At 69.0% G+C, this 26,599-nt stretch carries 23 protein-coding genes; 7 read left to right on the forward strand and 16 right to left on the reverse strand.

Translation table 11 applies throughout. The features are described from left to right. The 7 genes from ACMV5O_RS04355 to ACMV5O_RS04385 all read right to left on the reverse strand — a co-directional run. Positions 1 to 191, reverse strand: a 191-nt coding sequence (locus tag ACMV5O_RS04355) for an aminopeptidase P family N-terminal domain-containing protein (protein WP_416162342.1), incomplete at its 3' end; no start/stop codon positions are given. Between the two features lie 38 nt (positions 192 to 229). After that, on the reverse strand, positions 230 to 1,219 hold the full coding sequence (locus ACMV5O_RS04360) for a cyclodeaminase (protein WP_416162343.1): 990 nt from the start codon (positions 1,217 to 1,219) through the stop codon (positions 230 to 232). Between the two features lie 190 nt (positions 1,220 to 1,409). Continuing rightward, positions 1,410 to 2,804: a PLP-dependent aminotransferase family protein gene (locus tag ACMV5O_RS04365; RefSeq protein ID WP_416162344.1), complete on the reverse strand. Its 1,395-nt coding sequence runs from the start codon at positions 2,802 to 2,804 to the stop codon at positions 1,410 to 1,412. Between the two features lie 67 nt (positions 2,805 to 2,871). Further along, entirely contained in the window at positions 2,872 to 3,846 is a 975-nt protein-coding gene (gene eutB, locus ACMV5O_RS04370) for a hydroxyectoine utilization dehydratase EutB (RefSeq protein ID WP_416162345.1), read from the reverse strand. A 4-nt stretch (positions 3,847 to 3,850) separates the two neighbouring features. After that, entirely contained in the window at positions 3,851 to 4,609 is a 759-nt protein-coding gene (locus ACMV5O_RS04375; RefSeq protein ID WP_416162346.1) for a hypothetical protein, read from the reverse strand. 22 nt (positions 4,610 to 4,631) lie between these two features. Then, positions 4,632 to 5,912 carry a TRAP transporter large permease gene (locus ACMV5O_RS04380; protein WP_416162347.1) on the reverse strand — a complete coding sequence of 427 codons (1,281 nt, stop codon included), beginning with the start codon at positions 5,910 to 5,912 and terminating at the stop codon, positions 4,632 to 4,634. Between the two features lie 10 nt (positions 5,913 to 5,922). Beyond that, complete coding sequence (locus tag ACMV5O_RS04385) at positions 5,923 to 6,492, reverse strand: TRAP transporter small permease (protein ID WP_416162348.1); 570 nt, start codon at positions 6,490 to 6,492, stop codon at positions 5,923 to 5,925. 365 nt (positions 6,493 to 6,857) lie between these two features. Here ACMV5O_RS04385 and dctP point away from each other — a divergent pair, with 365 nt between their 5' ends. Beyond that, positions 6,858 to 7,892 (forward strand): TRAP transporter substrate-binding protein DctP, encoded by a 1,035-nt coding sequence (gene dctP, locus ACMV5O_RS04390; protein WP_416162349.1) that lies wholly within the window; start codon positions 6,858 to 6,860, stop codon positions 7,890 to 7,892. A gap of 189 nt (positions 7,893 to 8,081) precedes the next feature. Further along, positions 8,082 to 8,936, forward strand: coding sequence for a DMT family transporter (locus ACMV5O_RS04395; protein WP_416162350.1), 855 nt, complete (start codon positions 8,082 to 8,084; stop codon positions 8,934 to 8,936). A gap of 55 nt (positions 8,937 to 8,991) precedes the next feature. Here the strand turns inward: ACMV5O_RS04395 and ACMV5O_RS04400 are convergent, their stop codons facing one another. Beyond that, a complete protein-coding gene (locus tag ACMV5O_RS04400) occupies positions 8,992 to 9,327 on the reverse strand; it encodes a VanZ family protein (RefSeq protein WP_416162351.1) in 336 nt (111 codons plus the stop codon). A 135-nt stretch (positions 9,328 to 9,462) separates the two neighbouring features. On the opposite strand from ACMV5O_RS04400, the gene ACMV5O_RS04405 reads away from it, so the two are divergent. Further along, complete coding sequence (locus tag ACMV5O_RS04405; protein WP_416162561.1) at positions 9,463 to 10,587, forward strand: PQQ-dependent sugar dehydrogenase; 1,125 nt, start codon at positions 9,463 to 9,465, stop codon at positions 10,585 to 10,587. 49 nt (positions 10,588 to 10,636) lie between these two features. Here the strand turns inward: ACMV5O_RS04405 and ACMV5O_RS04410 are convergent, their stop codons facing one another. Further along, positions 10,637 to 13,009, reverse strand: coding sequence for a protein kinase domain-containing protein (locus tag ACMV5O_RS04410; protein ID WP_416162352.1), 2,373 nt, complete (start codon positions 13,007 to 13,009; stop codon positions 10,637 to 10,639). 224 nt (positions 13,010 to 13,233) lie between these two features. Here ACMV5O_RS04410 and ACMV5O_RS04415 point away from each other — a divergent pair, with 224 nt between their 5' ends. Continuing rightward, complete coding sequence (locus ACMV5O_RS04415) at positions 13,234 to 13,602, forward strand: diacylglycerol kinase (RefSeq protein ID WP_324538260.1); 369 nt, start codon at positions 13,234 to 13,236, stop codon at positions 13,600 to 13,602. Positions 13,603 to 13,618: 16 nt separating this feature from the next. On the opposite strand, the gene ACMV5O_RS04420 is transcribed toward ACMV5O_RS04415, so the two are convergent. Next, the gene (locus tag ACMV5O_RS04420; RefSeq protein ID WP_324538261.1) at positions 13,619 to 14,185 is read right to left on the reverse strand and encodes a YcbK family protein; all 567 of its coding nucleotides are present in this window, start codon (positions 14,183 to 14,185) and stop codon (positions 13,619 to 13,621) included. 145 nt (positions 14,186 to 14,330) lie between these two features. Between ACMV5O_RS04420 and ACMV5O_RS04425 the strand changes: the two genes are divergently transcribed. The 3 genes from ACMV5O_RS04425 to ACMV5O_RS04435 all read left to right on the forward strand — a co-directional run bounded on the left by ACMV5O_RS04425 (position 14,331) and on the right by ACMV5O_RS04435 (position 18,117). Next, positions 14,331 to 15,887: a L,D-transpeptidase family protein gene (locus ACMV5O_RS04425; RefSeq protein WP_416162353.1), complete on the forward strand. Its 1,557-nt coding sequence runs from the start codon at positions 14,331 to 14,333 to the stop codon at positions 15,885 to 15,887. A gap of 68 nt (positions 15,888 to 15,955) precedes the next feature. Beyond that, a complete protein-coding gene (locus ACMV5O_RS04430) occupies positions 15,956 to 17,185 on the forward strand; it encodes a glycosyltransferase family 4 protein (protein ID WP_416162354.1) in 1,230 nt (409 codons plus the stop codon). Further along, positions 17,185 to 18,117, forward strand: coding sequence for a UDP-2,3-diacylglucosamine diphosphatase (locus ACMV5O_RS04435; protein WP_416162355.1), 933 nt, complete (start codon positions 17,185 to 17,187; stop codon positions 18,115 to 18,117). The genes ACMV5O_RS04430 and ACMV5O_RS04435 overlap by 1 nt, the downstream gene beginning before the upstream one ends. A gap of 162 nt (positions 18,118 to 18,279) precedes the next feature. Here the strand turns inward: ACMV5O_RS04435 and ACMV5O_RS04440 are convergent, their stop codons facing one another. From ACMV5O_RS04440 to ACMV5O_RS04465, 6 genes are all read right to left on the reverse strand, one after another. Further along, positions 18,280 to 19,659: an IS1380 family transposase gene (locus ACMV5O_RS04440; RefSeq protein ID WP_416162356.1), complete on the reverse strand. Its 1,380-nt coding sequence runs from the start codon at positions 19,657 to 19,659 to the stop codon at positions 18,280 to 18,282. A gap of 95 nt (positions 19,660 to 19,754) precedes the next feature. Then, complete coding sequence (locus ACMV5O_RS04445) at positions 19,755 to 19,997, reverse strand: hypothetical protein (RefSeq protein WP_416162357.1); 243 nt, start codon at positions 19,995 to 19,997, stop codon at positions 19,755 to 19,757. Between the two features lie 23 nt (positions 19,998 to 20,020). After that, positions 20,021 to 21,235 (reverse strand): MFS transporter, encoded by a 1,215-nt coding sequence (locus ACMV5O_RS04450; protein ID WP_416162358.1) that lies wholly within the window; start codon positions 21,233 to 21,235, stop codon positions 20,021 to 20,023. Between the two features lie 53 nt (positions 21,236 to 21,288). Beyond that, positions 21,289 to 22,209 carry a glutathione S-transferase family protein gene (locus tag ACMV5O_RS04455; protein ID WP_416162359.1) on the reverse strand — a complete coding sequence of 307 codons (921 nt, stop codon included), beginning with the start codon at positions 22,207 to 22,209 and terminating at the stop codon, positions 21,289 to 21,291. Positions 22,210 to 22,322: 113 nt separating this feature from the next. After that, the gene (locus tag ACMV5O_RS04460; RefSeq protein WP_416162360.1) at positions 22,323 to 23,546 is read right to left on the reverse strand and encodes a hypothetical protein; all 1,224 of its coding nucleotides are present in this window, start codon (positions 23,544 to 23,546) and stop codon (positions 22,323 to 22,325) included. A 19-nt stretch (positions 23,547 to 23,565) separates the two neighbouring features. Continuing rightward, positions 23,566 to 26,478 (reverse strand): hypothetical protein, encoded by a 2,913-nt coding sequence (locus ACMV5O_RS04465; protein WP_416162361.1) that lies wholly within the window; start codon positions 26,476 to 26,478, stop codon positions 23,566 to 23,568. Between the last annotated feature and the right edge of the window lie 121 nt (positions 26,479 to 26,599).

The following is a 26,599-nucleotide window of genomic DNA, read 5'->3' on the forward strand; positions in this document are numbered from 1 at the left end:
CCCTCGGGCCCGACGATGACGCACTGATGGACGTAGAAGGACCAGCCGTCATAGCCGGTGAGCCAGTACATGTTGGTCGGGTCGGTGACGATGAGCACGTCGATGCCGCGCGCGGCCATTGCGGCGCGGGTCGTGGCCAGGCGGGCGTCGAACTCGACGCGGGTAAAGGGCAGGGAGGGGGTCGCGGTCATGATCGGGGCTTCGCTTGGGTGGCCGGGCAGGATGGGGCTCAGGACTCGAACCGGGTACCGCGGCCGCTGCCCACAGCGCGCCCGAAGGCGAGCTGGGCGATGGCGGTGTCCTGCGCGCCGGTGCCGGTGAGATCGCAGATCGTCACCTCGTCATCGCTGCGTCGGCCTTCGATCTGGCCGGCGATGACCTGGCCGAGCTCGGGCATCACCGCGTCCGCGGCGATGACGCCGGCAGCAATGGCGTGGTGCAGCTCGCCGAGCACCCGCACCTGGGCGAGGCGGTCGCACACATAGCGGGCAGCGGCGATCGCGTCCGGCGCGATCTCGTTCTTGTGTTCGGCATCCGAGCCCATCGCGGTCACATGCATGCCGGGGCGCAGATGGCGGGCATGGAGCAGCGGCTCGCGGCTCGGCGTGGTGGTGACGACGATGTCCGCGTCGGCAACGGCACGCTCGATGTCGGAGGTGGTGTCGATCTCGATGCCCAGGCGGCTGGACATCTCGACGGCGAGCTGTGCCGCCTGCTCGGGCCGCTGCGCCCACACCGTGGCGTGATTGATCGGGCGCACCAGGGCCAGCGCTTGCAGCTGCAGCCGGGCCTGCTCGCCGGCGCCCAGGATTGCCACCCGGCGCGCATCGCTGCGGGCCAGCCAGCGCGCGGCGACGGCACCGGCAGCGGCGGTGCGGATGCTGGTCAGATAGCCGTTGTCGAGCAGCAGCGCCTCGAGCTGGCCGGTATGCGCCGACAGCAGCATCATCATGCCGCTCAGGCTGGGCAGGCCGAGCTTGGGGTTATCGAAGAAGCCCGGGCTGACCTTGATCGCGAAACTGTCGAAGGACGGCAGGTAGGCCGTCTTCACATCCACCTCGCCGTTGTTGTCGGGAATGTCCAGACGCAGGACCGGCGGCATCGCCACCGCTTCGGTGGCCAGGGCGCGAAAGGCGCGCTCGACACAATCGATCGTTTCGGTGTCCAGCGTCACGAGCGCGCGCAGGTCGGTCTCGCTGAGCAGGGTGATGGTGGGCATGGTGCACTCGTCCGTGGGTGGTCTGGCGGCGTGGCGTCCGCATCAGGCGCGACGCCCGCCTTGGCATGCGGGGGCCGACCCGGTCGGTCTGATCGTTGCACCGGCTGTCCGTGTACCGGCGGCGATTGACCTTGAAACCCAGTTTAGAGTGCTGAAACCGTCTCTCTCTTGTCCTAGTGCATTAAGCGCATCAGAAACTGTGGATCTGCGGGAACTGCTTGAAGACGCCGGCAATGGTGTTGAGCGCGGTCTGCACCCGCACATCGCTCACGTCCGCACCCAGGCACAGGCGGATTGCCGCGGGGCGCTGCGAGCCCAGCACCAGGAAGGGGTCGGGCGAGGTGACGGCGATATTGCGGTCGCGCAATTCCTTCACCAGCGGATCGAGCAGCCAGTGTTCGGGGATGCCCACCCAGGCCGACAAGGCGTTCGGGTGCTGGCCGATGACAAGCTCGCCGAAGGCGTCGCGGACCATGTTCTGGCGCAACTCCATGCGCTTGCGCTGGATCTCGATCAGCGCCTGTGCGGTGCCGTCGCCGATCCAGCGGGTGGCGATCTCGGCCAGCAGCGGCGTGGCCATCCAGCTGTTGACGCGCAGGATGCTGTCGGCGCGCAGGGCCATGCGGCGGGGCACGGTCAGGTAGCCGGTGCGCAGGCCGCACATCACCGACTTGGTGAAGCTGGTGCAGTGAAAGCTCAGTTCGGGCAGATAGCTGCTGATCGGCGGCGGGCGCTCCCTGAGCAGCGGACCATAGACGTCGTCCTCGATGATGTGCACGCCGAAGCGTTCGGCGATGCGGGCGATGGCGCGGCGACGCGAGTCCGGCATCAGGGCCACGGTGGGGTTGTTCAGGTTGGGCGTGCACACCAGCGCGCGGATGCGCTCGTTCGAGCACATGTCCTCGAAGTGCGCCGGCTGGATGCCGCATTCGTCGATGTCCAGGCCCTTCAGCGTGAAGCCCAGCACCTGCGCCGAGCCGATCACGCCGTGATCGGTGAAGCCCTCGCACAGGACGACGTCGCCCGGGCTGACGAGCGAGGCCAGCGCAATGAACAGCGCATGCGAGGCGCCGTTGGTGATCAGCACGGTGTCGAGCGATGGCTGCAGGCCCAGCCCGGCCAGCCACTCGAGGGCGGCCGCGCGGTGATACTCGAAGCCGGCGATCGGGCGGCAGTCGCGCATCCACGGCTGGTCGTCCTGACTGGCGAGCTGGGCACAGGTCTGCTTCCAGGCCCGGTCGTGCTCGGTGGTATGCACGATGCGCGCGATCGAGAAATCGACCAGCGAGCGCTCGGCGCGGTCGAGCATGTAGGTGGCGACCTTCTCGGTCATCGGCTTGGAGACGAAGCTGCCGCGGCCGACCTCGCAGCGGATCAGGCCGTGCTGTTCGAGTTCCTTGTAGGCGTTGGTGACGGTCTGCACGCTGATCTCGAGGCGTCGGCTGACCTCGCGCTGGGTCGGCAGACGGGCACCGTCAGCCAGCGTGCCGCGCTCGATGTCGGCGACGATGGCCTGCACCAGGATCTTGTACTTCGACTCGCCGACGCGCGCCTGCTCCAGAGCTTGCCGCCAGTTCTCCATCATGTCGCTTCTCCAGTGGTCGGGATTGTCCCGGCATTGTGCCGTGACAATCCAGGCTTCTGGAAGTGCGTCAGGCCGACTCGCCGTCGAGGATGCGGCGGTGTGTCGCCATGTCGATGTTCTGACCACTGAGCACGACAGCGGTCACGCCGCCGGCTTTGACGCGGCCGCTGCGCAGGGCGGCGATGCCGACGGCGCCAGCCCCCTCGACGATCACCCGCTCCTCGTTGTAAGCGTGACGGATGGCGGCGGCGATCTCGTCCTCGCTCACCAGCACGGTGTCGTCGACCAGGCGCTGCACCATCGGGAAGGTGTAGCGGTTGCCAAGGCCGATGCCGCCACCGAGGGAATCGGCGAGCGTGGGCAGTTCCTCGACCTGCACCGGACGGCCCGCGCGCAGGCTCGCGTGCATGGCACAGCCGCGTTCCATGCTGACGCCGATGACGCGGATGTCCGGATTGGCCGACTTCATCGCCAGCGCGATGCCGGCGAGCAGGCCACCGCCCGAGAGCGGCACCAGGACCGTATCGACGGCAGGCAGATCCTCGAGGATCTCGAGGCCCGCCGTGCCCTGGCCGGCGACCACGTCAGGGTGGTCGAAGGGCGGCAACTGGATCAGGCCCTGCTCGCGCACCAGGCGCGCAACCTCGAGCTCGGCCTCGTCCTGGCTGTCGCCGACGATGCGGACGTCGGCGCCGAGGGCGCGAATCGATTCGACCTTGTTCGCGGGCACCAGGCGCGACATGCAGATCACCGCCCGCACCCCCATCGAATGCGCGGCGTGGGCGAGCGCACGGCCATAGTTGCCGGTCGATACGCCGATCACGCCGCGTGCGCGCGCTTGTGGGTCGAGCTGGAGCAGCGCGTTGAGCGCGCCGCGCAGCTTGAAACTGCCGGTGATCTGCAGGCAGTCGAGCTTCAGGTGCACGCTGCCGCCGGTGTGGCGCGACAGACTCGGCGACGGCACCAGCGGGGTGTGACGGATGAGGCCGCGCAGGCGGGCGCGAGCCTGGAGGAGGTCGATCAGGCGGACTTCGTCTTGCATCGGTTCAGCGGATTCGGGTGGCGTTGAAGAGGCGGCCGGGGGCGTACGTCGGTGCGGCCCGCTGCATCAGGTGCAGTGCATGCCAGACGAGGGCCTGGTTGCTCGTGACCACCGGCCGGCCGATGGCCCGCTCGATGCGCTCGACGGCCTCGCTGGCGCGCAAGGCGGTGCACGAGATGAAGAGCGCGTCGGCGTCGGCGGCGGTGGCCCGGATCCCGGCCGCGACGATCGCCTCCGGTGCGATGTCGCTCATCGCATAGTCGTCGTCCATGTCGAAGCCGGACACGTTGAGCACATCCAGGCCGCGCTCGCGGTAGTAGTTGCCGAGCTCGCGGTTCACGCCCGCGCGGTAGGGGGTCAGCACCGACACCTTGCGCGCGCCGACCTGCGCCAGCGCGGCCAGGCTGGCGGTGACCGGCGTGGTCGCGTGGCGCGCCGCGCGCACCTCGCCGAGCAGTTGCAGGGTTTGCGCCTCGCCCATGGCGATCGTGCCCGAGGTGCAGCCATACACGAGCACGTCAAGCGCCAGGCCGGGCAGCAGGTCGCGGCCGGCACGCGGCAGATCCTCGGCCACGCGCTGCAGGGCCTCGAGGCTCATCGGGTTCTCGTGGCGTACGCGGTTGCAGTAGAGGCCGACGTCGGCTGGCAGCATGCGGCGCAGGTCGGCCTCGCTGTTGAGGTCGGTGGCCAGCGCCAGCAGGCCGATGCGCGCCGCCACCGGGGTGGCCGGCAGCGCGTCGAGGGGAACGGTGTCGATCAGCATGGAGTCGTTTTCACTCGGGGTGTCAGCGGAAGGCCAGCGTGGGCAGGAACAGTGCGATCTGCGGGAAAACCACCATCAGCACTGAGGCGAGCAGCAGCAGGATGATGAACGGCGGCGTGCCTGCGATCACGTCCAGGTAGGGTTTGCGGAACACCGCGCAGGCGGTGAAGATGTCGCAGCCGAAGGGCGGTGTGGCCGAGCCGATCGCCATCTGCAGCGTCACCAGGGTGCCGATCAGCACCGGGTCGATGCCGGCGGCGAGCACCAGCGGCATGAAGATCGGCGTCAGGATCAGGGTCACCACGATCGAATCGACGAACATGCAGCCAATGAAGAAGGCCACGCAGATCGCGAAGATGATGGTGTAGGGGCCGGCATCGGCGAGCCCCAGCCCGCCGATGATCTGCTGCGGGATCTGGGCGAAGGAGATCAGCCACGAGAAGGCCGCGCCGGCGCCGACGAGGATGAAGACGATGCCGGTGATCAGTCCGGTCGAGTAGGCGATGGCCGGCAGGTCGCGCACGCTGACCGCGCGATGGATGAAGACCTCGAGGATGAAGGCATAGAGCACCGCCATCGCCGCGACCTCGGTCGGACTGAACATGCCGGTGAACAGGCCGCCGACGATCAGCACCGGGAACATCGTCGCCAGCGAGGCCTTGCGCATCGCCGCCAGGCGCTCCTTCCAGCTCGCGCGCGGATGCAGCGGCAGGTCCTTGCGCCACGCGTACCACACCGAGTACGCGCTGAACAGGACGAGGATGAGCAGGCCGGGGCCGATGCCGGCGAGGAAGAGTTCGGCGATCGACACCTTGCCGACGATGCCGAACACGATCATGCCGATGCTGGGCGGGATCAGGAAGGCGATGTCCGAGGCATTGATGATGAGCGCGATGGTGAACTTGTCGTCGTAGCCGCGCTTGAGCATGCGCGGGCGCAGCGGGCCGCCGATTGCCACCACGGTGGCCTGGGTGGAGCCGGAGATGGCACCGAACAGCGTGCACGACAGGGCGGCGGTGACCGCCAGGCCACCCCGGATGTGGCCGAAGAAGGTCATCGCGAGGTCGAGCAGGCGGTTCGCCGTGCGGCCGCGGGTGACGATGTCGGCGGCGAGAATGAACATCGGCACGGTGATCAGCGCCACCGGGCTGATGCCGCTGATCATCTGCTGGATGATGATGTCGGTGCGCAGGTTGGGCAGGTAGAGCAGGAAGCCGGCCAGGGTCGCCACCAGCATCGGCACCATCATCGGGAAGCCGAGCAGCATGAGGACGATCATGATCAGGAGCATTGTCGTTGCCATGGGGGTCTCCTCAGATGCTGGGCAGGTCGAGTTCGTCGTGCTCGCGCACGGTGGCCGAGATATAGACCTCGTCACGCCGGAGGTTCGCCACCGCTGCGAGCAGGAACTGCAGTGCGGTCAGGCCGAGGCCGAAGGGCAGCCACAGCAGGGTGATCCACACCGGCAACTGCAGGGCCGGCGTGACCCGGCCGAGGGCCTGAATGCGCGCGATGTATTCATAGGCATACCAGGCGAGCAGGACGAGCACCGCCGCGGTGACCACCTGAATGAAGGCGAACATGAAGCGGCGGTAGGTCGGCGGGATCTGGTCGGTCAGGGCCGACATGCGGATGTGCCGGCCCTGGCGGGCGGCCGCGCTGGCGCCGACGAAGGTCACCAGCACGATCAGGAACTGGTTGAGCTCCTCGGTGAAGAACAGGCTGCTGTTGTAGACCAGGCGCATGAAGATGTTGCCGATCGTATTGACCGCCATCAAGATGATTGCCCAGGCCAGAAGCTGCCTTTCGAGTATGGCCAGACCGTGGTCGATGTGTCGTGCGACACGGGAGACGACCCCCGTCCGGGGTGATTCCTGGTTCATGATTGTGCTCCTCCGGCCCTGAATGGCGCCTGGCGATTGCCGGCGCTCTTGTGGTCCTTGTGTCTGCCTGCAGTGTAGTCAGGGGCGGGGAGGGTGCGAATGCACTAGAACAATATAGGGCGATTCATGCGGGCGCATCGCTGCCATGCGTTCCGAAGGCGCCATCCGGCATGCCCTCCAGCCCGGGCTGTTCGTGGCGCCGCCGCGGCCGCGATGGCGGGCGAGGGCGCGGCCGTGGGACGTCGAAGCAGCGCAAACTGTACTAGTGCAATTCGGGCGCGCCGCCGAAACCTGTAGCCTGCTCCCAAGTCGTACAGGCATTGGCTTGAACGGCCAGACCATTATCAGCATAAGAGGAGACAGACATGAACATTGGCATCAGCATCCGGCGCCTCGCCGTCGGCGTCACGCTCGGCTTCGCCACCCTTGCCGCCGCCGCAGCCGACTGGAAGTTTGCCGTCGAGGAAGCACCGGGCGACGTCCAGACCCTGTACGCCGAGGAGTTCAAGCGCCTGGTCGAGGAACGCACCCAGGGAAAGGTGACGGTCACGATCTATACCTACGGCCAACTCGGCAATGAAAACGACCTGACCGAGCTCACCGCCGCGGGTGCGATTCAGTTCTCGAATGCCTCTCCCGGCCACCTCGGGACCTTCGTGCCCGAGGTTCAGGTGCTGAGCCTGCCCTTCCTGCTGCCCGAGTCGGACAAGGCAAAGGGCGATGTGCTGTCGAACAGCAAGGCCTTGTACGAGGATCTGGCCAAGGACTTCGCCGGCAAGGGGCTGAAGCTGTTCACCGTGTATCCGGAAGGCGAGATGATCTGGACCACCAAGAAGCCGGTGCGCACCCCGGAGGATCTGGGTGACGTCAAGTTCCGCGTGATGACCTCGCCGATCCTGATCGAGCAGTTCAAGCTGTATGGTGCCAACCCGGTCGCGCTGCCCTGGGGCGAGGTGTATGGCGGACTGCAGATGAACGTGATCCAGGCCCAGGTCAACCCGGCCTTCTTCATCGAGAGCGCGAAGTTCCACGAAGTCACCAGCCACCTGGTGCACGTCGGCGACGTCGAATACACCACCACGGTGGTTGCCAACGCCGACTTCTGGGACGGCCTGTCGGACGAGCACAAGACCATGCTGGGCGAGGTGCGCAACGAACTGCAGACCTTCATCCTGGCCAAGCAGCGCGAAAAGAATGCCGCCTCGGTCGAGAAGATGCTCAAGGACAATCCCAAGCTCAGCATCATCAAGCTGACGCCCGAGGAGCGCGACGCCTTCCGCCAGCGCGCCGAGCCCCTGGCCGAAAAGCTGGTCGGCATGGTGGGCGGGCGCAGCGGCCAGATTCTCGAGCAGTTGAAGGCCGATATCGCCGAGGCGGAGAAGGCGGTCGAGGCCAAGTAATCGCGCAGCACGAGGACGCAAGACGAATGGGCGCCGCAGGTCGGCGCCCATTTTGCGCCGTCAGCCCGTAGACATTCGCCGGCCGTGCCCGTCGAATGCCCGGCACGTTCCCCGCCGCCGCTGGCGACGCGGTTGCGAACGCGCTACCGCCACCGGGCGCGCGGCGGCCTTTCTGTGCAGGGAGTCCAGATGAATGACCGACAGCGTGCCTTGGTGATGGTCGCCCTGGGGGTGCTGATGCTCTCCCCGGATGCGCTCGTGCTGCGCTGGATCTCCGCCGACCCGCTGCACGTACTCACCTGGCGCGGCCTGCTGATGGCCGCGGGCATGGGTGTCGTGCTGTTGCTGCGCTATCGGGCGGCACTGCCGCGGGCGCTGCTGCGCTGCGGCTGGGCCGGGGTCGGCTGTGCGTTGTCCTACTGCATCAGCACGATCTGCTTTCTGCAGGCGATCAGCCTCGCCGGGGCGGCCAGTACCCTGATGATCTACAGCGTGTCGCCGCTGGTGGCGGGGCTGGCGAGCTGGGCCTGGCTCGGTGAGCGCCTGCCACTGCGCAGCGTGGTCGCGATCGGCGTAAGCGCGGTCGGCATTGCGCTGATCGTCATCGACGATTCGCCCGGGGCCAACCTGGCCGGCAATCTTTTCGCGCTTGCCGGTGCCGCGCTGCTGGCGCTCAACTTCACCCTGGCGAGAAGCCGTCCCACCATCGACATGAGTCCGGCGCTCATGCCGGGCGCCTTGCTCGCCGCCGCATTTGCGTTCGTGGTTGGCGGGCCGCCTGCGCTGCAGGACGCCGAGCTCATGGTGCTGGCGGTGATGGCCGGCGTGCTGCTGCCGCTCGGGTTCATGCTCGTGCAGCTCGGGCCGCGCAGGATCGGCGCCGCCGAGGTCGGCTTGCTGCTGCTGCTCGAGGTCGTGCTCGGACCGGTATGGGTGTGGCTGGTGCTCGACGAGGTGCCCGGACCCACGGTACTCGTCGGCGGCGCTGTCGTGATCGCGGCCCTGCTCGGCCATGCGCTCGCGGGCTGGCGCGCCGAGACCTGAAGCCACCGATCGGGCTCGCACGCTTCGTCTGGAACGAGGCGGGACGCCGGTCGCCTCACCTGCGCCGCAAGATGACGGGCAGCAGCACGAGCAGGCCCACGGCGTCCGCCAGCCAGTCCCAGGGGTCGCCGAAGCGGTGCTCGGTCATCGACTGCGCGATCTCCATCGCCGCCCCATACAGCAGTAGCCCGAGCGCGATCGTCAGCGGGCGCTCGGGCCAGGCCGCCAGCGCAAAGAGGGCGAGCAGGGCGAACAGCACCGCATGCTCGACCTTGTCCTGCCACGACACCAGCTTGACCACGTCGGGGGCAGGGAGCAGGGCCAGCCAGAACACCGCGAGCAACAGGAACACGAACAGGAAGCGAAGCGTCGTGCGAACGGAAGCGGGCATGCGAAGTCCTAGAAGCGCGTTGGAGTTGTCATGTCATGGGGCAAGACGCCATGCGTGGCGTTCCCCACGGCGCAGTCATAATCAGCAAAACGAAGGAGCTCGAGGATGCCGAAGCTGTCCAGCACTGCCCGCCCCCTGTTGCTAGCCGCCGCGCTGGCGTCGTCCTTGCTCGTTGCCGGCACGGTGTTCGCCCGCGACGTGGTCGTGCGCACCGAGACCGGCAACGTCAAGGTGACGGAGTTTGCCACCGGTCTCGACACGCCGTGGTCGATCGCCTTCCTGCCCGATGGTCGCTTGCTCGTCACCGAGCGGCCGGGGCGCCTGCGCGTCGTCGGCACCGACGGCAGCCTGTCCGAGCCGATCGCCGGCGTGCCGGCGGTGCATGCGCGCGGCCAGGGCGGCTTGCTCGATGTGGCGCTGAGCCCGAGCTATGCCGAGGATGGCGTGATCGTGTTCTCCTATGCCGAGCCCACCAGCCGCGGCGGGCGCACTGCGGTAGCGCGCGCGCGCCTCGACCTCGAGCGCATGGAACTGCAGGACGTGCGCCGCATCTTTGCCCAGAACGAGGACCCGTCGGGCAACCAGCACTGGGGCTCGCGCCTGGTGTTCGCCCCCGACGGCACGCTGTTCGTGACCCTGGGCGACCGTGGCGGCGCGCGCGACCGGGCGCCGGCGCTCGACAGCCACATCGGCAAGGTCGTGCGCATCACCCTCGACGGCAGCGTGCCGGCCGACAACCCCTTCGTCGGCCGCACCGGCGTGCTGCCCGAGATCTGGTCCTACGGTCACCGCAACATCCAGGGCGCAGCCCTGCATCCCGAAACTGGCGAGCTGTGGACCCACGAGCACGGCCCGCAGGGCGGCGACGAACTCAACCGCAGCCGTGCAGGGCTCAACTACGGCTGGCCGGAGGTCACCTATGGCCGCGAGTATGTGACCGGACGCAAGATCGGCGAAGGCAGCAGCCGTGCCGATGTGGAGCCACCGGTGCTGCAATGGACCCCGTCCATCGCGCCGGCCGGCATGACTTTCTACACCGGCGACGTCTTCCCGCAGTGGAAGGGAAGCGTGCTGGTCGGTGCGCTCAAGTACCAACTCGTGGCCCGGCTGGAGCTCGATGGCAACGCGGTCCGCCACGAGGAGCGCATGCTGACCGAACTCGGCCGCCGCATCCGCGACGTGCGCCAGGGGCCCGACGGTCACGTGTGGCTGCTCGACGAGACCGAGGGTCGCGTGCTGCGCCTCGACCCGGCGCCGTAGGCAGCGAGGTGCAGCGCGCGCGAGTCGGTGGGGGCGCCGCCGCTGCGCCTCAGCCCGCCTGCTTGATCGCCAGCACCGCCTGGTTGCGCAGCGTGCGCAGCAGCGCCAGCTCCTGCTCGCTGATCTTGATCTCGCCGGCGCGGTCCTTGTCGGCGTAGATCATCGCCACCGGGCGACCCTTGATCGTGAGCGGCAGCAGCACGAAGGTGCGCGAGGGCACCGACTTGCGATACCAGTCGGGCACGCGGGGGGCGATCTTGGGGTCGTCGATGTCGGTGATCAGGATGTCCACGCCCTTCGCCGTGGCTACGTTGAAGACATTGTCGGGGTGGGCCGAGAGGCTGAAATGGACCTGCTTGGCCAGTTCGGCCACGCCTGGGCCGAGACCGAAGCGGCCGGTCATCGCGTTCGTGCGCGCGTCGCGGATGCATAGCAGCACGCGCTTGAAGCCCATCGCCCGATACATGGTCTCGAGGATGATGCGCAGCACGTCGTTGAGCTTGAAGTCTTCCACCAGGCTGTTGCTGATGTCCTGGATGCCCTGGCTGAGCACGACCTGGGCATCGGCCGCCTTCTGGCCTTCCTCGGTCGCCTGCACCGGCTCGATCTGCTCGAGCAGCGCCTCGGTCGGTAGGCCAGTGTCGGTGAGGGCGCCCGGTGCGACGGGCGTGCCATCGACGAAGTGGCGCAGGTGACGGCCGATGCGGGTGTTCGGCAGGCTGACCTTGATGATCTGGGCGAAGTCCTTGATCTCGTCGATCGAGGCCTGCATCAGCTCGCGCGCATCGCGCGCGTCCACCGGCACCGCATCGGCAAAGCGGCTCATGATGCGCTGCATGGCGCGGTCGCGCTCGGCCGGGCTCAGCAGGGCGACGGCATCGCAGTATTCGTTGGCGCAGGCCGCCAGGGCGCGCAGGCGCTCTTCGGCATTCACCGGGCGGCGTGCCGGTCCGTCCTCGATGCGGCGCATGCTGGCCTGGATCAGGTCGGGGAAGCCCCAGTTGCGCGCCAGGGCGACGCCGAGCTCCTCGAAGCCGGTGCCGAGCACGCGCTGCGCCGCGACCTCTTCCTTGCAGCCCTGCTGCTGCATCAGGCGACGGATGTCCTCGCTCTCTTCCGGAAAGTAGAACTGGCTAAGCAGGCGGCCGAGGTTGTGGAACACGGCGCAGATATAGACCTGCTCGCCGTCGCGCAGGCGCAGGCGCGTGGCCAGTGCGCGCGCGAACAAGCCGGCCAGGCAGGCGCGCAGGAACTCTTCCTTCAGCAGGGCCGCATTGGCCTTGTTCTGCAGGTGCTCGAACAGCAGCACGGTGATGGCGATGTTGCGCACCGCGTCGAAGCCCAGCACCACGATCGCGCGCGAGACCGTGCTGATCTGGCCGCCCCCGGCGGGGCGGTAGTGAGCCGAATTCACCAGCCGCAACAGCTTGTTGGTGAGGGAGAAGTCGCGCAGGATCAGCGCCGACAAGGTGCCGATCGTCTCCGATTCGCTGGAGGCGATGCGGTTGATCGCCACCACCGATTCGGACAGCGCGGGAAAGTCGCCGCGGTGCTTCATGCGTCGGATCAGGAAGTCGAGCGCCGCCTGTCTGCCGTCCGGGGCCTCGGCGAGCTCCGTGTCCTCGGGTTGCAGCCAGGCCTCGAGCGCGCGACGGAACTCGTCGGCATCGGCAAAGCGCGCTTGCGGATCGAAGGCCGCGGCCCGCAGCGCGATCGCGGCCAGCGGCTCGTCGATCGGTGCGCCGTCGGCGGGCAGGGCGACCGGGGTCGTGCGCGCGAGCTCGATGAGCTTGCGCGGCTCGCTCTCGCGATGGACACGGCGGCCGGCCAGCATCTCCACCAGCATCACGCCGGCGGCATAGACGTCGTTGCGCGCGCTGACCTCGCGCCGCTCGATGTACTCGGGGGCCATGAAGCCGGGCGTGCCGGACAGGCCTTCGCGCGCCTTGGGGTCGTCCATCCGGCTGGCGATGCCGAAATCCATCACGCGTGGCTTGCCGCCGGCGTCCAGCAGCACGTTGCTGGGCTTGAGGTCGCGGTGGATGACGCCCTGGGCGTGGGCCTGGGCGAGCGCGGTGAGGATGTCGATCATCATCGGCACCGCTTCGGCCGCGGGAATCGCGCCGCGGCGTCGCATCTGGGCGGCCAAGCTCTCGCCCGGGACGTACTCGAACACGAGGTAGAGGTCGCCGTCTTCCTCGCCGGCTTCGAACACCGGCACGATGCCGGCGTGGCGCAGCCGGCTCACCGAACGCGCCTCGCTCAGCAGCGCGGCATTCTGGCGCCGCTCGGCGGGCGCGAAGTGCAGGGTCTTCACCGCGACTTCGCGCTCGAGCTGTGGATCCCAGGCGAGGTAGACGATGCTCTGCGCGCCGCGCCCGAGCTCGCGTCTGATTTCGAATCGCCCGATCCTGCTCGTCATGAATGGGACTCTGCTGCCGTGTAATGAAGAGGCGGGCACGCGGTGGCCACGCGGGTGCGCAACGCTAAAGCAGAACGCGCGTGGCGTCCAGCGTCCCGCAGAGCTCCGTCGCGGGCGCGCTGACGACAAACCCTGCAACACGCCGCAGCGCGCTCATGCACGGACCGTAACTGGTTTCATGTCATCATCGCCGCCCCTGGATCTGCAAGGATGAAAAGCGCGACATGGAGAGCCCGTTCAAAGGCAAGACCGGCCTGCGGCGTGTCTGGAATGCCTTCCATTACTCCGTGGACGGTCTCAAGGCCGCCTACCGGCACGAGGATGCGTTTCGCCAGGAGCTGTGGCTTGCGGTGCTGGCCGTGCCGCTCGCGCTGTGGCTGACGGACTCGGCCGTCGCCCGCGCGCTGATGATCGGCAGCGTGCTGCTGGTGCTGATCGTCGAGCTGGTGAACTCTGCGATCGAAGCGACTGTCGACCGCGTGTCGCTGGAGCGTCACCAGCTCGCCAAGCGCGCCAAGGACATCGGCAGTGCCGCCGTGCTGATTGCGCTGATCAACGCGGCGGTGGTGTGGGGGCTGATGCTGTGGGGCTGAGGCGGGCGGTCCGGCTTCAGGCCGCGCGCGGTCCCCAGCTCCGCACCGGCCCGGTGTCGATATGGACGAAGTCCGAGTTCGGGTAGTAGCCCACGCCACCGGCGCCGAGGGCGAGTGCGGCATCGCGCAGGCGCCGGGTGTCCACCCCGACCAGGCGGATGTCGATGGCCTTGCCGTCCATGTGCAGGCTGCGCTTGGCGACGCCGCCACCGCCGGTCTTGCGCAGGGCATTGTTGGTCGCCGGTGAGCGATAGCCCGAGATAATCTCGAAGGTGTCGCCGCCGCAGGCTATGCTGAGGGCGTGGAGCAGGTCATAGAGCCGGGGGTCCATGCGTGTAGACTCACCCGTACGGAAGTCGCGAAAGAACCAGTTCATGCGCTGCAAGGCAGGCTGGATGTAACCGTTTCCGTTGCGATAGACGAGCTGAAGGCGCTCGTTGGTGTGGGTGTGGCGGAAGCCGAGATGGCGGTCGTGCTGGGCAGCGTGCGAAGCGTGGAAGGAAAGGCCGAGCGGCAGGGTGGCGAGACCTTTCAGGAACAGGCGCCGGCGCGGCGCGGCGTGATCGCGGGAAATCTTTGACATGAATAATAATGAGTCCGAACAAGCACTTGAACGCGGCATCCTAAACGATCTCGGGCTGCGTTTGGGCAAAAGTTTTGTAACGACCGTGACTTGCGGCGGCCTGCTGCTGAGCCTGCCGCAGGCGGCCGTGGGCGAGGAGGCGGGCTTGCAGTTCGCAAATGCCCCGACCACGGCGCAGGAGCACGGCGGTGTCGCCGTCGTGCTGGAGCAGCAATTGCGCCTGCGCCCGGCGACCATGGACGAGACGGTGGCGCTGTTCTACCTCTCACGCGCCTACCGTCCGGCCTGGGAGCAAACCCAGCGCGCGCAGGCGCTGCTGGCGGCGGTGGAGGCGGCGGGCGAGCACGGACTCGATCCGGCCGATTTTCGCCCCGCTGCGCTGCGTGCAGCCGCCGCCGCCGAGCCGGCAACGCTGTCGCCCGCCGACCGCGCCGAGCGCGAGCTGCTGCTGAGCGACACGCTCGCCGAGCTGCTGCGCCAGATCCGCTACGGCAAGCTCGACCCGCGCAGCCTGTACCGCGAGTGGAACTTCACCCCCGCCCCCAACCCCTATGAGCGGGCCGTCGAGCTGGCCGGCGTGGTGCAGGCGGCGGAGCTGCGTGCGGCGATCGACGCTCACGCGCCCGATCTGCCGCTGTATCGGGCGCTGCAGCGTGGCCTGGCGCAGTACCGCGCGCTGGCGGCGCTGGGCGACTGGCCGAAGGTGCCGGGCGGGCCGACGCTGCGCCCGGGCGAGCGCAGCGGGCGCGTGGCCGCGCTGCGCGCGCGACTGCAGGCCGATGGCGAGGCCGGGCTCGCTGCCGCGGACCCGAACCGCTACGACGAGACGCTGGTGGCCGCCGTACGTCGCTTCCAGGAGCGCCATGGGATGGAGGTCGATGGCGTGATCGGGCGCCAGACGCTGGCTGCGCTCAACGCCTCGCCGGCGCAGCGCGCCGACCAGATCCGTGCCAACCTCGAGCGCCTGCGCTGGGTCGCGCAGGACCTGCAGCAGGACCGCCTGCTGGTCGACATCACCGGCTATCACGCCGATCTGCGCCTTGGCGGCGAGACGGTGTGGGCCTCGCGCATCATCGTCGGGCGGCCGACCCGCAAGACGCCTTCGCTGCGCGACAGCGTGGTCAACCTGGTGTTCAACCCCAAGTGGGTGGTGCCGCCCACCATCCTGCGCGAGGACGTGATTCCGGGCATGGTGCGCAACCCCGGCTACCTCGCCAGTCATCGCCTGCGGGTGGTCGACCGCAGCGGGCAGACGGTTGATCCCGAGCACATCGACTGGGCCGGCGCACGCGGCAGCGGCTTTCCGTACATGATCGTGCAGGCCTCGGGCCCGGACGGCTCGCTCGGTCGCATCAAGTTCTCGCTGTCGAACCGCTACTCGATCTACCTGCACGACACCAACGCACCGTCCCTGTTCCGTCGCGCCGAGCGCGCGCTCAGCTCGGGCTGCGTGCGCGTGGAGAAACCCGCCGAGCTCGCCTTGCTGCTGCTCGACGATCCGCTGCGCTGGAGCGCCGAGGCCCTCGACAGCGCGCTCGACAGCGGCCGCACGCGCACCGTGGGTGTCGGCCGCGAGGTGACGGTGCTGCTGCATTACAGTACCGCCAGCCTGGATGAGACCGGCGCGCTGCAGTTGCGCAACGACATCTACAACTACGACCCCGCCATCGTCGCCGCGCTGGACGCGCCGCTGCGGCGCTGAACGACCGTCATCTGCCGGCAACGCCGGCTTAACGTGGCTGACTTGTGCGCCGCCTATGCTGCGGCGCCATGAGAACGCTCGATTTCACGACCGAAGAGCTCTGCCAGTCGCCGCGTCTGCGGGTCGCACTGGTGACCGAGACCTGGCCGCCGGAAGTCAACGGCGTGGCGATGACGCTCAAGCGCATGGTCGATGGCCTCATCGGCCGCGGCCACAGCGTCCAGCTCGTGCGCCCGCGCCAGACGCCGGCCGACACCGCGCTCAGCACCCATGGCCTGCAGGAGCTGCTGTCGCGCGGCCTGCGCCTGCCGCGCTACGACGGCCTCAAGCTCGGCCTGCCTGCGCGCGCCCGGCTGCTGCGCGAATGGTCGCGCCAGCGCCCGGACCTGGTCCATGTCGCTACCGAAGGCCCCCTGGGGTGGACGGCGGTGACCGCGGCCAACAAGCTGCGCGTGCCGGTGACCTCGGACTTCCACACCAATTTCGACCACTACAGCGCGCACTACGGCGTCGGTTGGCTGCGCCAGCCGGTGGCGGCCTACCTGCGCCGCTTCCACAACCGCACCGCCGCCACCTACGTACCGACCTCGGCGTTGGCACGCGATCTCGCCACCCAGGGCTACGAACGCATCGAGGTGATCTCGCGCGGGGTCGACACCGCGCTGTACTCGCCGGCCCGTCGCAGCGAGGCCCTGCGCCGCGAGTGGGGCGTTGCGGTGGACGGGCTGGCGGTGCTCTGCGTCGGCCGCGTCGCCCCGGAGAAGAACCTCGGCCTGGCGCTGCGCGCCTTCGCCGCGATCCGCCAGCAGCGGCCCGACGCCAGGATGATCCTGGTCGGTGACGGCCCGTTGCGCGACAGCATCGGGCGCGCGCACCCCGAGGTCGTGCTCGCCGGCATGCGCCATGGCGAGGAGCTTGCGACCCACTACGCCTCGGCCGACCTGTTCCTGTTCCCCAGCCTGACCGAGACCTTCGGCAACGTCACCCTCGAGGCGATGGCGAGCGGGGTGTGCCCGCTCGCCTACGACTACGCCGCCGCCGCCGAGGTGATCCAGGATCTCGGCAACGGCGCGGTGGTGCGTTGTGGCGACGAGGAAGGCTTCATCGAACGCGCGGTCCAGCTGGCCGCCGCCGATGCGCTGCGCACCAGCCTGGGCCGCCACGCCCGCGAGACGGCGCGCGGCATCGACTGGGAACGGGTGAACGACGCCTTTGCCGCTGCCCTCGTGCGTGTCTGGCGCCAGGGCAGCGGCGTCCGTGAGGCCGCCGCCATCGGCGTTCGGGAGGTGAGCCGCTGATGCAGCGCGTACGTGCGATCTTCATCTCCGACGTCCACCTCGGCACGCGGGCCTGCCAGGCCGACAGCCTGCTCGGATTCCTCAAGACCTACGAGTCCGAGTATCTCTACCTGCTCGGCGACATCATCGACTTCTGGGCGATGAACCGCAGCGTGCAGTGGGCGGCCTCGCACAACACCGTGGTGCAGAAGGTGCTGCGGCGAGCCCGCCACGGCTGCCAGGTGTTCTTCATCCCCGGCAATCACGACGAGGCCCTGCGCGAATACGCAGGCGTCGCCTTTGGCGACATCCGCGTCGAGTCCGAATGGATTCACGAGACCCTCGATGGCCGTCGCTACTGGCTGGTGCATGGCGACGAGTACGACCAGGTCACCCGCCACCACCGCTGGGTCGCGGTGCTCGGCGACGTCGGCTACAACGCCCTGGTGCGCATCAACTTGCTGTTGTCGCGCGCGCGCCGGCTGCTGCGCATCCCGGGCTACTGGTCACTGGCCGGCTATGCCAAGCAGAAGGTGAAGAAGGCGGTGAGCTTCATCTTCGACTTCGAGGACGCGGTCGCCCACGCCGCCCAGCAGCGCGGAGTCGACGGCGTGGTCTGCGGCCACATCCACTGGCCGGCTGACCGTCGCATCGGCAAGGTGCGCTACCTCAACTGCGGTGACTGGGTCGACACCTGCAGCGCCATCGTCGAGCACTACGACGGCCGCATCGAGGTGGTGAACTGGGGCGTGCGCGGCGGCGTGGTCGAGGTCGAACGCGAGGAGGGTGCCCCTGCCGCTGTCCCTGCTCCGGCGCCGGCGCCGGGCGACACCGTGCCGGTGCTGCTCCGCAGCCGAACGCACAAGCCCGAGCGCACCTACCTAACCCGCATTTCTCACACCCTCACGATTCGCCCCCGGTGGCGCGGCTTTTTGCTTCACGCGTCGCCGTGACCTTGAGGGTGCGGTCCCGCAAGCGGCCAATCGAGGGCTGGCGGGTGAGGTTCTGCGGGCGGTCAGGTACGTTGAGGGGGCAAGCGGCGCTGTTCGGGCATGAGACCGCCTCGCGCGAACGGGTGCGCGATCGGATCAGCAGGACCAAGGGGGCGTGGCGGATCAGCCGGGTGCGAGTCTGGCTTGGGCCAGGCGCCAGGCGGTCTGGAACGGATGACTGCTGGCCATGCTGACGTGGATGCGGCGCACGCTGATCTTGACCCGCGCGCCGATCTTGAGCAGTTTCAGGCGCAGGCTCTCGCAGGTGGCATCGGCCAGTTCGGTGCCGGCCAGCCCGATGCGGCGCAGCGCTTCGAGCATGACGTAGGCGAAGGAGGCGAACCACAGCCGCAGCTGGTTGGCCCGCATCGTGGCCGTCGAGGTGCGGTCGGCGAATAGATGCAGTTGGCATTCCTTGATGCGGTTCTCCATCTCACCGCGAGCGCAGTACAGCGCCTCATACAGTTCGCGCGCCGGCCAGCGCCGGGCATCCAGGCTGGTGACGATGAAGCGCGGATTGGCCTTGCCCGGTAGCTGTTCGGCCTTGCCGACGACGCGCCGTGTGCGCGACCAGCTGTCGAGGGTGCGGTAGGTGAAGTCGCGAAACCGCCGCGCAGGCTTGCCGGTCTGGGCGCATTCGGCCTGCGCCTCGTTCATCTCGGAGTCGATCTGGGCTTTGAGCCGGTCGTTCTTGGCCAGCCCGAAGACGAAGTCGATGCGCTCGTCTTCGCACCAGCTCATCAAGGCATCGCGCGCAAAGCCCGAGTCGGCACGCAGCACGATGCGTACCTCGGGCCAGTGGCGGCGGATCTGGGTGACGATGCGTTCGAGCTCTTCAACACTGCCGGCCGAGGCGTCCGTGTTGGCCCGGCGCAGCTTGGCGGCAAGCAGGTGCCGGCCGCAGAAGATGTACAGCGGCAAATAGCAGTAACCGCCGTAGTAGCCATGGAAGAAGCGCCCTTCCTGCTGACCATGCAGCGGGTCGTCGGTGGCGTCCAGATCGAGGATGATCTCGTCGGGCGCCTGCTCATGCGCCTCGATGAAGCAATCGACGAACAGCGACTCGAAGGCCGCCGGATCGTGGGCGATCTTGTGGTAGCGCGAACCGTCCTTGGTGTCGGGGGCATGTTCGAGCCGGTTCAAGGTCGACTTGCCCGCCAGCGGCTCGCAGCCCTTGCGCCGGGCGCTGAGCTTGCCGGCCAGCGTGGCCAGCACCGGGTCACGGCGCAACTGGTCGTGATCGTTCAGGTCCTCGTAGCCGAGCGCGATCCCCACGATCCGTTGCATCACCAGCGTGTGCACGGTGTGTTCGATCAGTTCCGGATCGCGCCCATCCTCGAAGCAGGCCGCCACCCGCTCGGTCAACCGCAAGGTGCGATCGACCTCGCGCAGCAACAGGGCGCCCGCATCCGAGCTGATCTGCCCACCGTCGAAATCCACCGCCACCTGGCGGCCCTCAATGCGCCCCGCGCCTTGGCTTCGTCCGGTACACTGTGTCGGCATCGCGGGTTCCTCCGGGGTATGGTTAAGTCGTTCTCGCAAAACAACTTTCTCATATTTCCGGCCGCGATGCGCCTCCTATCTGTGAGAAATGCGGGCTAACGCCGGACGTCTGAGGCGCCGGCTCCGCCCCCGCCCGGCGGCGTGTCGCGCATCAGATCGAGCGCGAGGCGGATGCCGAGCACGGCATTGCCGAGCGCGAACAGCGCCACCACCCCCATCGCCAGTGGCACCAGCGGGACGCTGCGCAGCACCCAGGCGAGCACGGCGGACAACAGGTTGAGCACGATCATCAGCCAGAAGCGGCGGTCCTGCGGCTGGTAGAGGCGAGACAGTTTCATGTTTGCCGGCGAATCAGGGGGGCTCAGGCGCGCGCGCCGATTTCGGCGAGGCGGCCTCGGCGCACCATGGCCAGCACGACGAGGGCGAGCACGACCTCGATCATGCCGATGACGACGAACACCGCCGGATAGGGGGCGGCAAGCCCGAGCGAGAACACGGCCAGCAGGCTGCTGCTTAGCAGCGGGCCGCTGGCGAAGCCGAGCGAGCCCGCCATGTTGAAGGCAGCGAGCGCGCTCGCGCGGCAGTCGCTGCCGCCGTAGTGCGCGGCCAGCACCAGCGAGGGCGCGTACATCAGCGCCGCGATCACCCCGCCCACTGCCATCGCCGGCAGGATCAGGCTGCCGGGGAGGAAGCCGAGCACGGCGAGGAACACGCCGTACAGCACGCTGCCGCTGACCATCATCGCGAGCGGATCCCAGTGCCGCGACAGGCGCCCGGCAGGATAGGTGAGGACCGAGAACGGGATCAGGAAGGCCGCCATTGCCAGGCCGATCTGGCGCGCATCGAAGCCGATCACCAGGCCGAGGTAGAGCGACAGCGTGGATACGATGAAACCCACCGTCAGGCGATCGGCAAAGGAAAACGCGAGCGGCACCAGCAAGGGGCGGCGGCTGCGCAGGGTGTGCACGATCTCGCCCACCGCCATGCGCGGGCGTCCGTGCGCCGCGTCGGCCAGGCCGATCGCGCCGGCCAGCGCCAGCGCGAGCGACAGCAGCCCGCCGCCGAGCGGCACCCACAGCGGGTCGACACCGCCGACGAAGCCGCCCAGCGGCGCGCCAGTCGCCACGCCCAGGCTGATCGAGGCCCCCACCGCGCCCATGCGGGCACCGAGACCGGCCTTGCCCGGCTGGTCGGCGCCGAGCGCCATCAGCAGCGACAGTGCCGACATGTGGGCAAAGCCCTCGACCAGACGCAGCCCGAGCAGCAGCGCATAGCTGTCCGCACGCTGGTAGGCCCAGGCAATGCCGAGCAGGGTCAGGCCATTGACCGCCAGCGCGGTCACCGCGAGCGCCTTGCGCTGGCCCAGGCGGTCGGACAGCACCCCTGCCACCGGCGCGCCGACCAGCGCCCCGATCATGTTGACCGACATGAACAGGTGGCTGGCGAACTGGCCCAGGCCGGGAAAGCGCTGGGCGGTGAAGTCGGGCAGCACCGGCACCATCGCGGTGACGGGCAGCATCAGGCCGTAGAGCAGCAGCAGCGGCAGCAGGGGCGTGTTGGACAGGGGGCCGGTCATGGCTCGGTCGGGGCGGGAAGGGTGAGGTGAGGCGGAGGTTGGCGCGGTGCCGCTCAGAGCTCGAGCCTGGGTCCTGCAGGCACGATGCGTGTCGGATTGATGTGCGGGTGACTCATGTAGTAATGGCGCTTGATGTGGTCGAAATCCACCGTGCGCGCCACGCCGGGCACATGATAGAGCCGGCGCAGGTAGCGCGACAGCTGGGGGAAGTCGGCGATGCGCTGGCGGTTGCACTTGAAGTGCCCGACATAGACCGCGTCGAAGCGGATCAGGGTGGTGAACAGGCGCCAGTCGGCCTCGGTGGGCTGATCGCCGACCAGCCAATCGTGCGCCGACAGGCGGGCCTCGATGTGGTCGAGGGCGGCGAACAGGCGCTCGAAGGCCTGCTCGTAGGCGGCCTGGCGGGTGGCGAAGCCGCAGCGATAGACGCCATTGTTGATGCTGTCGTAGATGAAGGCGTTGATGTCGTCGATCTCGGCGCGCAGGGCTTCCGGGTAGAGATCGACCCGGGCGTCGCCCCATTCGTCGAAGGCGCGGTTGAAGATGCGGATGATCTCGGCCGATTCGTTGTTGACGATTGTCCGCGTCCTCGTGTCCCACAGGACGGGGACGGTGACGCGGCCGCTGAAGTCCGCCTTTGCCGCGGTGTACAGCTGGTGCGCATGCTCGAAGCCGTTGGCATGGTCGGGCAGGGCGGCGCTGAAGGCCCAGCCTTGGTCGGACATCACCGGCTCGACCACCGAAACCGGGATCACGGCTTCGAGCCCCTTGAGGCTGCGCACGATGAGCGTGCGGTGGGCCCACGGGCAGGCCAGTGAAACGTAGAGATGGTAGCGGCCGGCCGCGGCCGGGAAGGGCGAGTCGGGGCCGACGTCGTGGCGAAACTCGGTCACCGTGCGGACGAATTCGCCCTGCGTGTCCTCGGTGTCGTACCAGCCTTGCTTCCACTTACCGTGGTCGAGATAACCGCTCATGCCTGTGCTTGTCCTGTCGTTGTGGTGATGGGTGTCGTGATGGCGTCGGGCGCGTGGGTGTGGGCTGCGCCGGCGCCAGGTGCCCGATGTGACAAGGCAGGCGGCACGGTGTTTCAAATTTCCAGCGATACGCCCTTCGGATGATGGGCGCGATAGCCGCGCGCCGACTGGTCGTCGCTTCGGCTCCAGGGCTCGGTGCAGCGCGTCAGGTAGTTGAAGTGCAGTTGCGGCCGCCCCGCGCCCTTGTGCTGCAGCAGCAGCAGGTCGATCGCACGCGCATGCGGGTGGCGGAACAGCGCGCCACTGGTCGACACCAGGTAATGGCTGCAGCGCAGGCGCGCGAGCAGGGCCTCGCTCAGGTTGGCGACACTGCCGTGATGCGGCAGCTTGAACGCGTTCAGCGTCAGAACCTGGTCGGGCGCATCGAGCCATTGCGCGAGCGAGGCCTCGAGCACCGCCGGCCAGGCGTCGCCTGCAAGCAGCACGCGCGCCTGCGGCCTGGCCGCTGGGTACTCGAGCACGAAGGCGATGCTGCTGCCATTGGCCGGACTGCGGTCGCCGCCGAAGGGGGCGTCCGCGCCCGGTTCGCCACTGCCGCTGCCAAGCGCGTCCTCCAACTGCGCGCCCAGGTCGCTGTCATCGTCGGCCGGCAGCTCGAAGCGGTCGGCCATGGCCGCCGTCTCCTCCTCGTCCTCCTCTGCACCCAGCACGTCGCCGAGCGGGCGCAGGCTGCGGCTGGCCGCCAGGCGGGCGCGCAGCGCGGCCGTGTCGCCCGAGCTGATGCGGGCCTTGCGCAGTTCCTGCGTCCAGCGGTCCTTGAGCGTGAGCAGGGCTGCATGGTCGGGTGACAGCAGGGTGAGCCGGCAGTCGCCGGGCAGCGCCACCACCGGCAGGGTGGGCTGGTTGCGGTCGACCGCAGCCGGGCCGCGCGCGAAGTCGCGGTTCCACACCGACTCGCCGGTGCGCGCCTCGTAGTCGGCGATCAGCACGCCCAGCATCTCGCCCTGCAAGGCGCCGAGCGGCTGGCCGGCCGGGTCGGGCACGGCATTGAGCTGTTCGCGGCCATTGAACCAGATGCGGTCGAAGCGGCACTGCAGGGCCTCGGCGTCGAGCAGCAGGCGGATCACGCCCTCGATATGGTCGGCATCGACATGGGTGATCACCAGCAGGTCGAAGCGGCGCTCGGCCGCCGGCAGGTGCAGGATGCGCTCGCGCAGCGCCGGATAGGTGTGGGCGGGCCCGCCATCGATGAGCAGGCGGTGGATGGCACTGCCGCTGCCGTACTCGATCCACAGGCAGTCGCCGTGCGCGGCGGGCAGCATCTCGATGCGGAACATGGCAGGACTCCTCGTGGTGTCAGGGCGGTGCGGCGGTGTCGGCGGGCGGACGCGCCTGGCCCGGGTGGGACTGCGGCAGGTGCCACTCGGCGTCGCCCAGGCTGACCAGGCTCAGCGCCATCAGGTAGCCGCGGCCCAGCATGCGCCGACGCACGCGGCGCATCACGGTGCCGAAGTCGGCGTCCGGCATGTCGACGGCGACCAGCTCCGACACCAGCTCGCTCGCCAGCGGCGCGGCATGGCGGCCGAGGATCTTGGCCAGGGTGCCGAGCACCACGCCGGCGCGAAAGGCGGTGAAGGTGTTGGCCAGGCCGCTGTAGCCCATCTCCGCGTTGTCGGCGGCGGTGAGGCAGCCCAGCAGCAGCACGATCGGCCCGGGTTCGACCGGCGGCGGGTTGATCAGGCGCTCGTTGAGCTCGGGACGGAAGCGCCACTTGAGCTCTTCGTCGAGGGCTTCGCTGCCGATCTCGAGATAGTCCAGCCCGTCGTCCAGGTCGTGGTGGGCGAGCAGGATCAGCAGCGGCGGGGCGTCGCGCGCGACGGCCGCCTCCCATTGCGCCCAGTCGCTCACCACCGTGGCGGCCGGAATCGCCGCGGCCAGCGTTGCTCCCAGCTCGGCGCGATTGTCCTCGGGCACCTTGTCACTGCTGGCGCATAGCGCCGCGTTGAGCGCGCGCAGGCGGCGGCGGGGGGCAGTGGGGGTGGACAGGTCCTGCAGCCGTGCGGGGTCGGTGCGCTCGATCACCTTGCGGATCGACCAGAAGCCGAGTGGGCAGATCGTGTCGCTGCGCCCGCCGCCGGCCGCGGCCGCCTCAGTCGCGTCACAGGCCGGGCAGCGCACGGCCTCGCCCCCCAGAACCGCCTGCCAGCCTGCACACAGGCGCGCGCCGCGCCGCGGAAAACCGCGGTCGTAGACAAATTCGAGCGGCACATAGCGCTTGGGGTCGTGATTGACCAGTTGCAGACGCTCGCCCGGATCGACGAAGCCCTGGCTGCGCAGATCCTGATACAGCGTGGCGCCGTGGCGCGCGAGGTCGCAGAAGAGTTCGAGCACATCCGGGTCGTCGGCGTCGAGCACGGCGTCGCGCTCATCCACGCCCTGCTGGCTGCGCCGCCGCACCAGCGACACGTCCTTGAGGAAGAGCTTGTCGTTGAGCAGCCGCACCAGGGCGCTGGTGCTGCCGAGGTCGAAGATCTTGCCGCCCTTGCCGGCAAACACCCGCATCTCGGCCGAGCCGAAGGTGATCGTGGCATCGAAGGCGCTGCGCTCGGGCAGCTCGATCACCGCGCGCTGGCCAAACTGCACGGCGAGCTGCAGATCGGCGCCGGTGGCGGCGGGGCGGCCCTCGTGCTCGACCGCGGCCGTCAGCCTGACCGCCTCGAAGACCTTGCCCTTGAAGCGGAACAGCAGCTCGGCTTCGAGCTGGTCGATGCCCTCCGGCACGTCGATGGGCAGGTCGCAGTCCTCGCTGCGGGCGCTGCGCTTGGCGGGCAGGTGGATCAGCCCGGCGGCACCTTGCCCCTGCCAGCACAGCTCGACGCTGAGCGCCAGGCCTTCGTCCGGGATGTCGACGGTGGGGATGGGCGCGTCGGCCGCCGCCGCCTGCGCCTGCGGCAGGCCAATCCAGCAGCGGATGAACTGCCGGCGCCCAGCCACGAAACGCAGCCGGACGAGGCCATCGACGATGATCAGCGCATTGACCCGGCGCTGGTCGGCCTCGCCTGCGCCGGTGTGCGGCGCGGCCATCGAGCGCGCGCCGTGGGCCGCGCGGGCGTGCGAGGCCAGTTGCGGCCTGCTGGATGGGGCGGCTGTCAGATCGTCGGCTGCACGTGCGGCGGTGATCACCTGGGCATCGATGACAGGTTCGGGGCGCGGCAGATTGCGCATGAAGTCGGCGGCGCGGCGATGGGGCGCCACCGGTCGGCCGGCCCGAAGGTCGGCGGCGAGCGCGATGAGGCCAAGGGCTCGGATGCGTGCCTCGCTCGGCCGCTCCGGACCCGCGAGGGCCAGCAGTCGGGGGATGAAGTACGCGGCCGGCTCGCCCGCGATCAGGGCCGCGAGCTGCGCATCGGTCGGCACCGGCTGCGTGTCGGCGGCTGGGCCTGCGAGGAGCGCGGCGATATCCAGGTGGCCCGCGCCGGGCACTTCGAGGCCAGGATGCCCAGCCGCGGGCAGCGCGCGGAGGGGAGTGCCCTCGGCGTCGGCGGTGCCCGTGGCGGCCCACACGGTGAGGCGAAGCGCGCGCGCCTGCTCGGGGTCCAATGTGCCGGCGGCCTCGTCGGCGTCGGCCTGGGCCAGCAGCGCCAGCAACTGGGCATGCTGGCGCGGCGGCAGCGGTTTGATCGCCGCGATCTGCTCATAGGCCGACCAAGGCTCATCCCAGAACAGGAAGGGCAGGTTGTCGTCCGCGTAGAAGAGGCTCTCGAGCGGCGACAAGTCGCCGAGGCGGGCGCGCGCGAGCGCCCACCAGAAGCGGGCGTCCTCGGCGATGCCATTGCGCGGCTCCGGCAGCTCGGCGGCACTTTCGAGCGCGCGCTCGATCGGCAGCGCCGCGAGCAGTCGGTAGTTCGCCGTCCTGCCCTGATGCAGCCCAGCCAGCAGCGGCACGATGCGGATCGGGTCGCCAGCGGCCTCGAGCGCGCTGGCGACGGCCTCGGCGTCGGCCTCAGCAGGGTCGGCAGCCAGCGCATGCAGGCGCTCGCGCAGGCTGCGCTGCGGGATGCGGGCTGCCAGCGCGAGAGCAAGGTGGCGCGGGTAGGCGGCGGCGGGAAAGCTGTCGATCACGGCGCAGGTGGCCTGCGCAAGCTCCCCACGCTGGGCGGGGGTGAGCTCGAGATGCAGCGTCGCCGCCAACGCTGCCAAGCGGACCCGCACATCGGGCTCTTCACGCGCGAACTCGAGCAGGGCGGCGATGGCCGGCGATGGGCTCATTGGTGGCATCGGCGCATCCTCGAGCGGGCGCGTGCACGGGAGCCGAACGATGCCCGGCGCGCGCGCACGGCCGTGAAGCCTGCAAGCCTCCCCACATACAGGACCGTCATCTCGTGTCTCC

It is taken from the genome of Thauera sp. WH-1, from assembly GCF_047806685.1.
In the GTDB taxonomy this organism is placed as follows: Bacteria; Pseudomonadota; Gammaproteobacteria; order Burkholderiales; family Rhodocyclaceae; genus Thauera.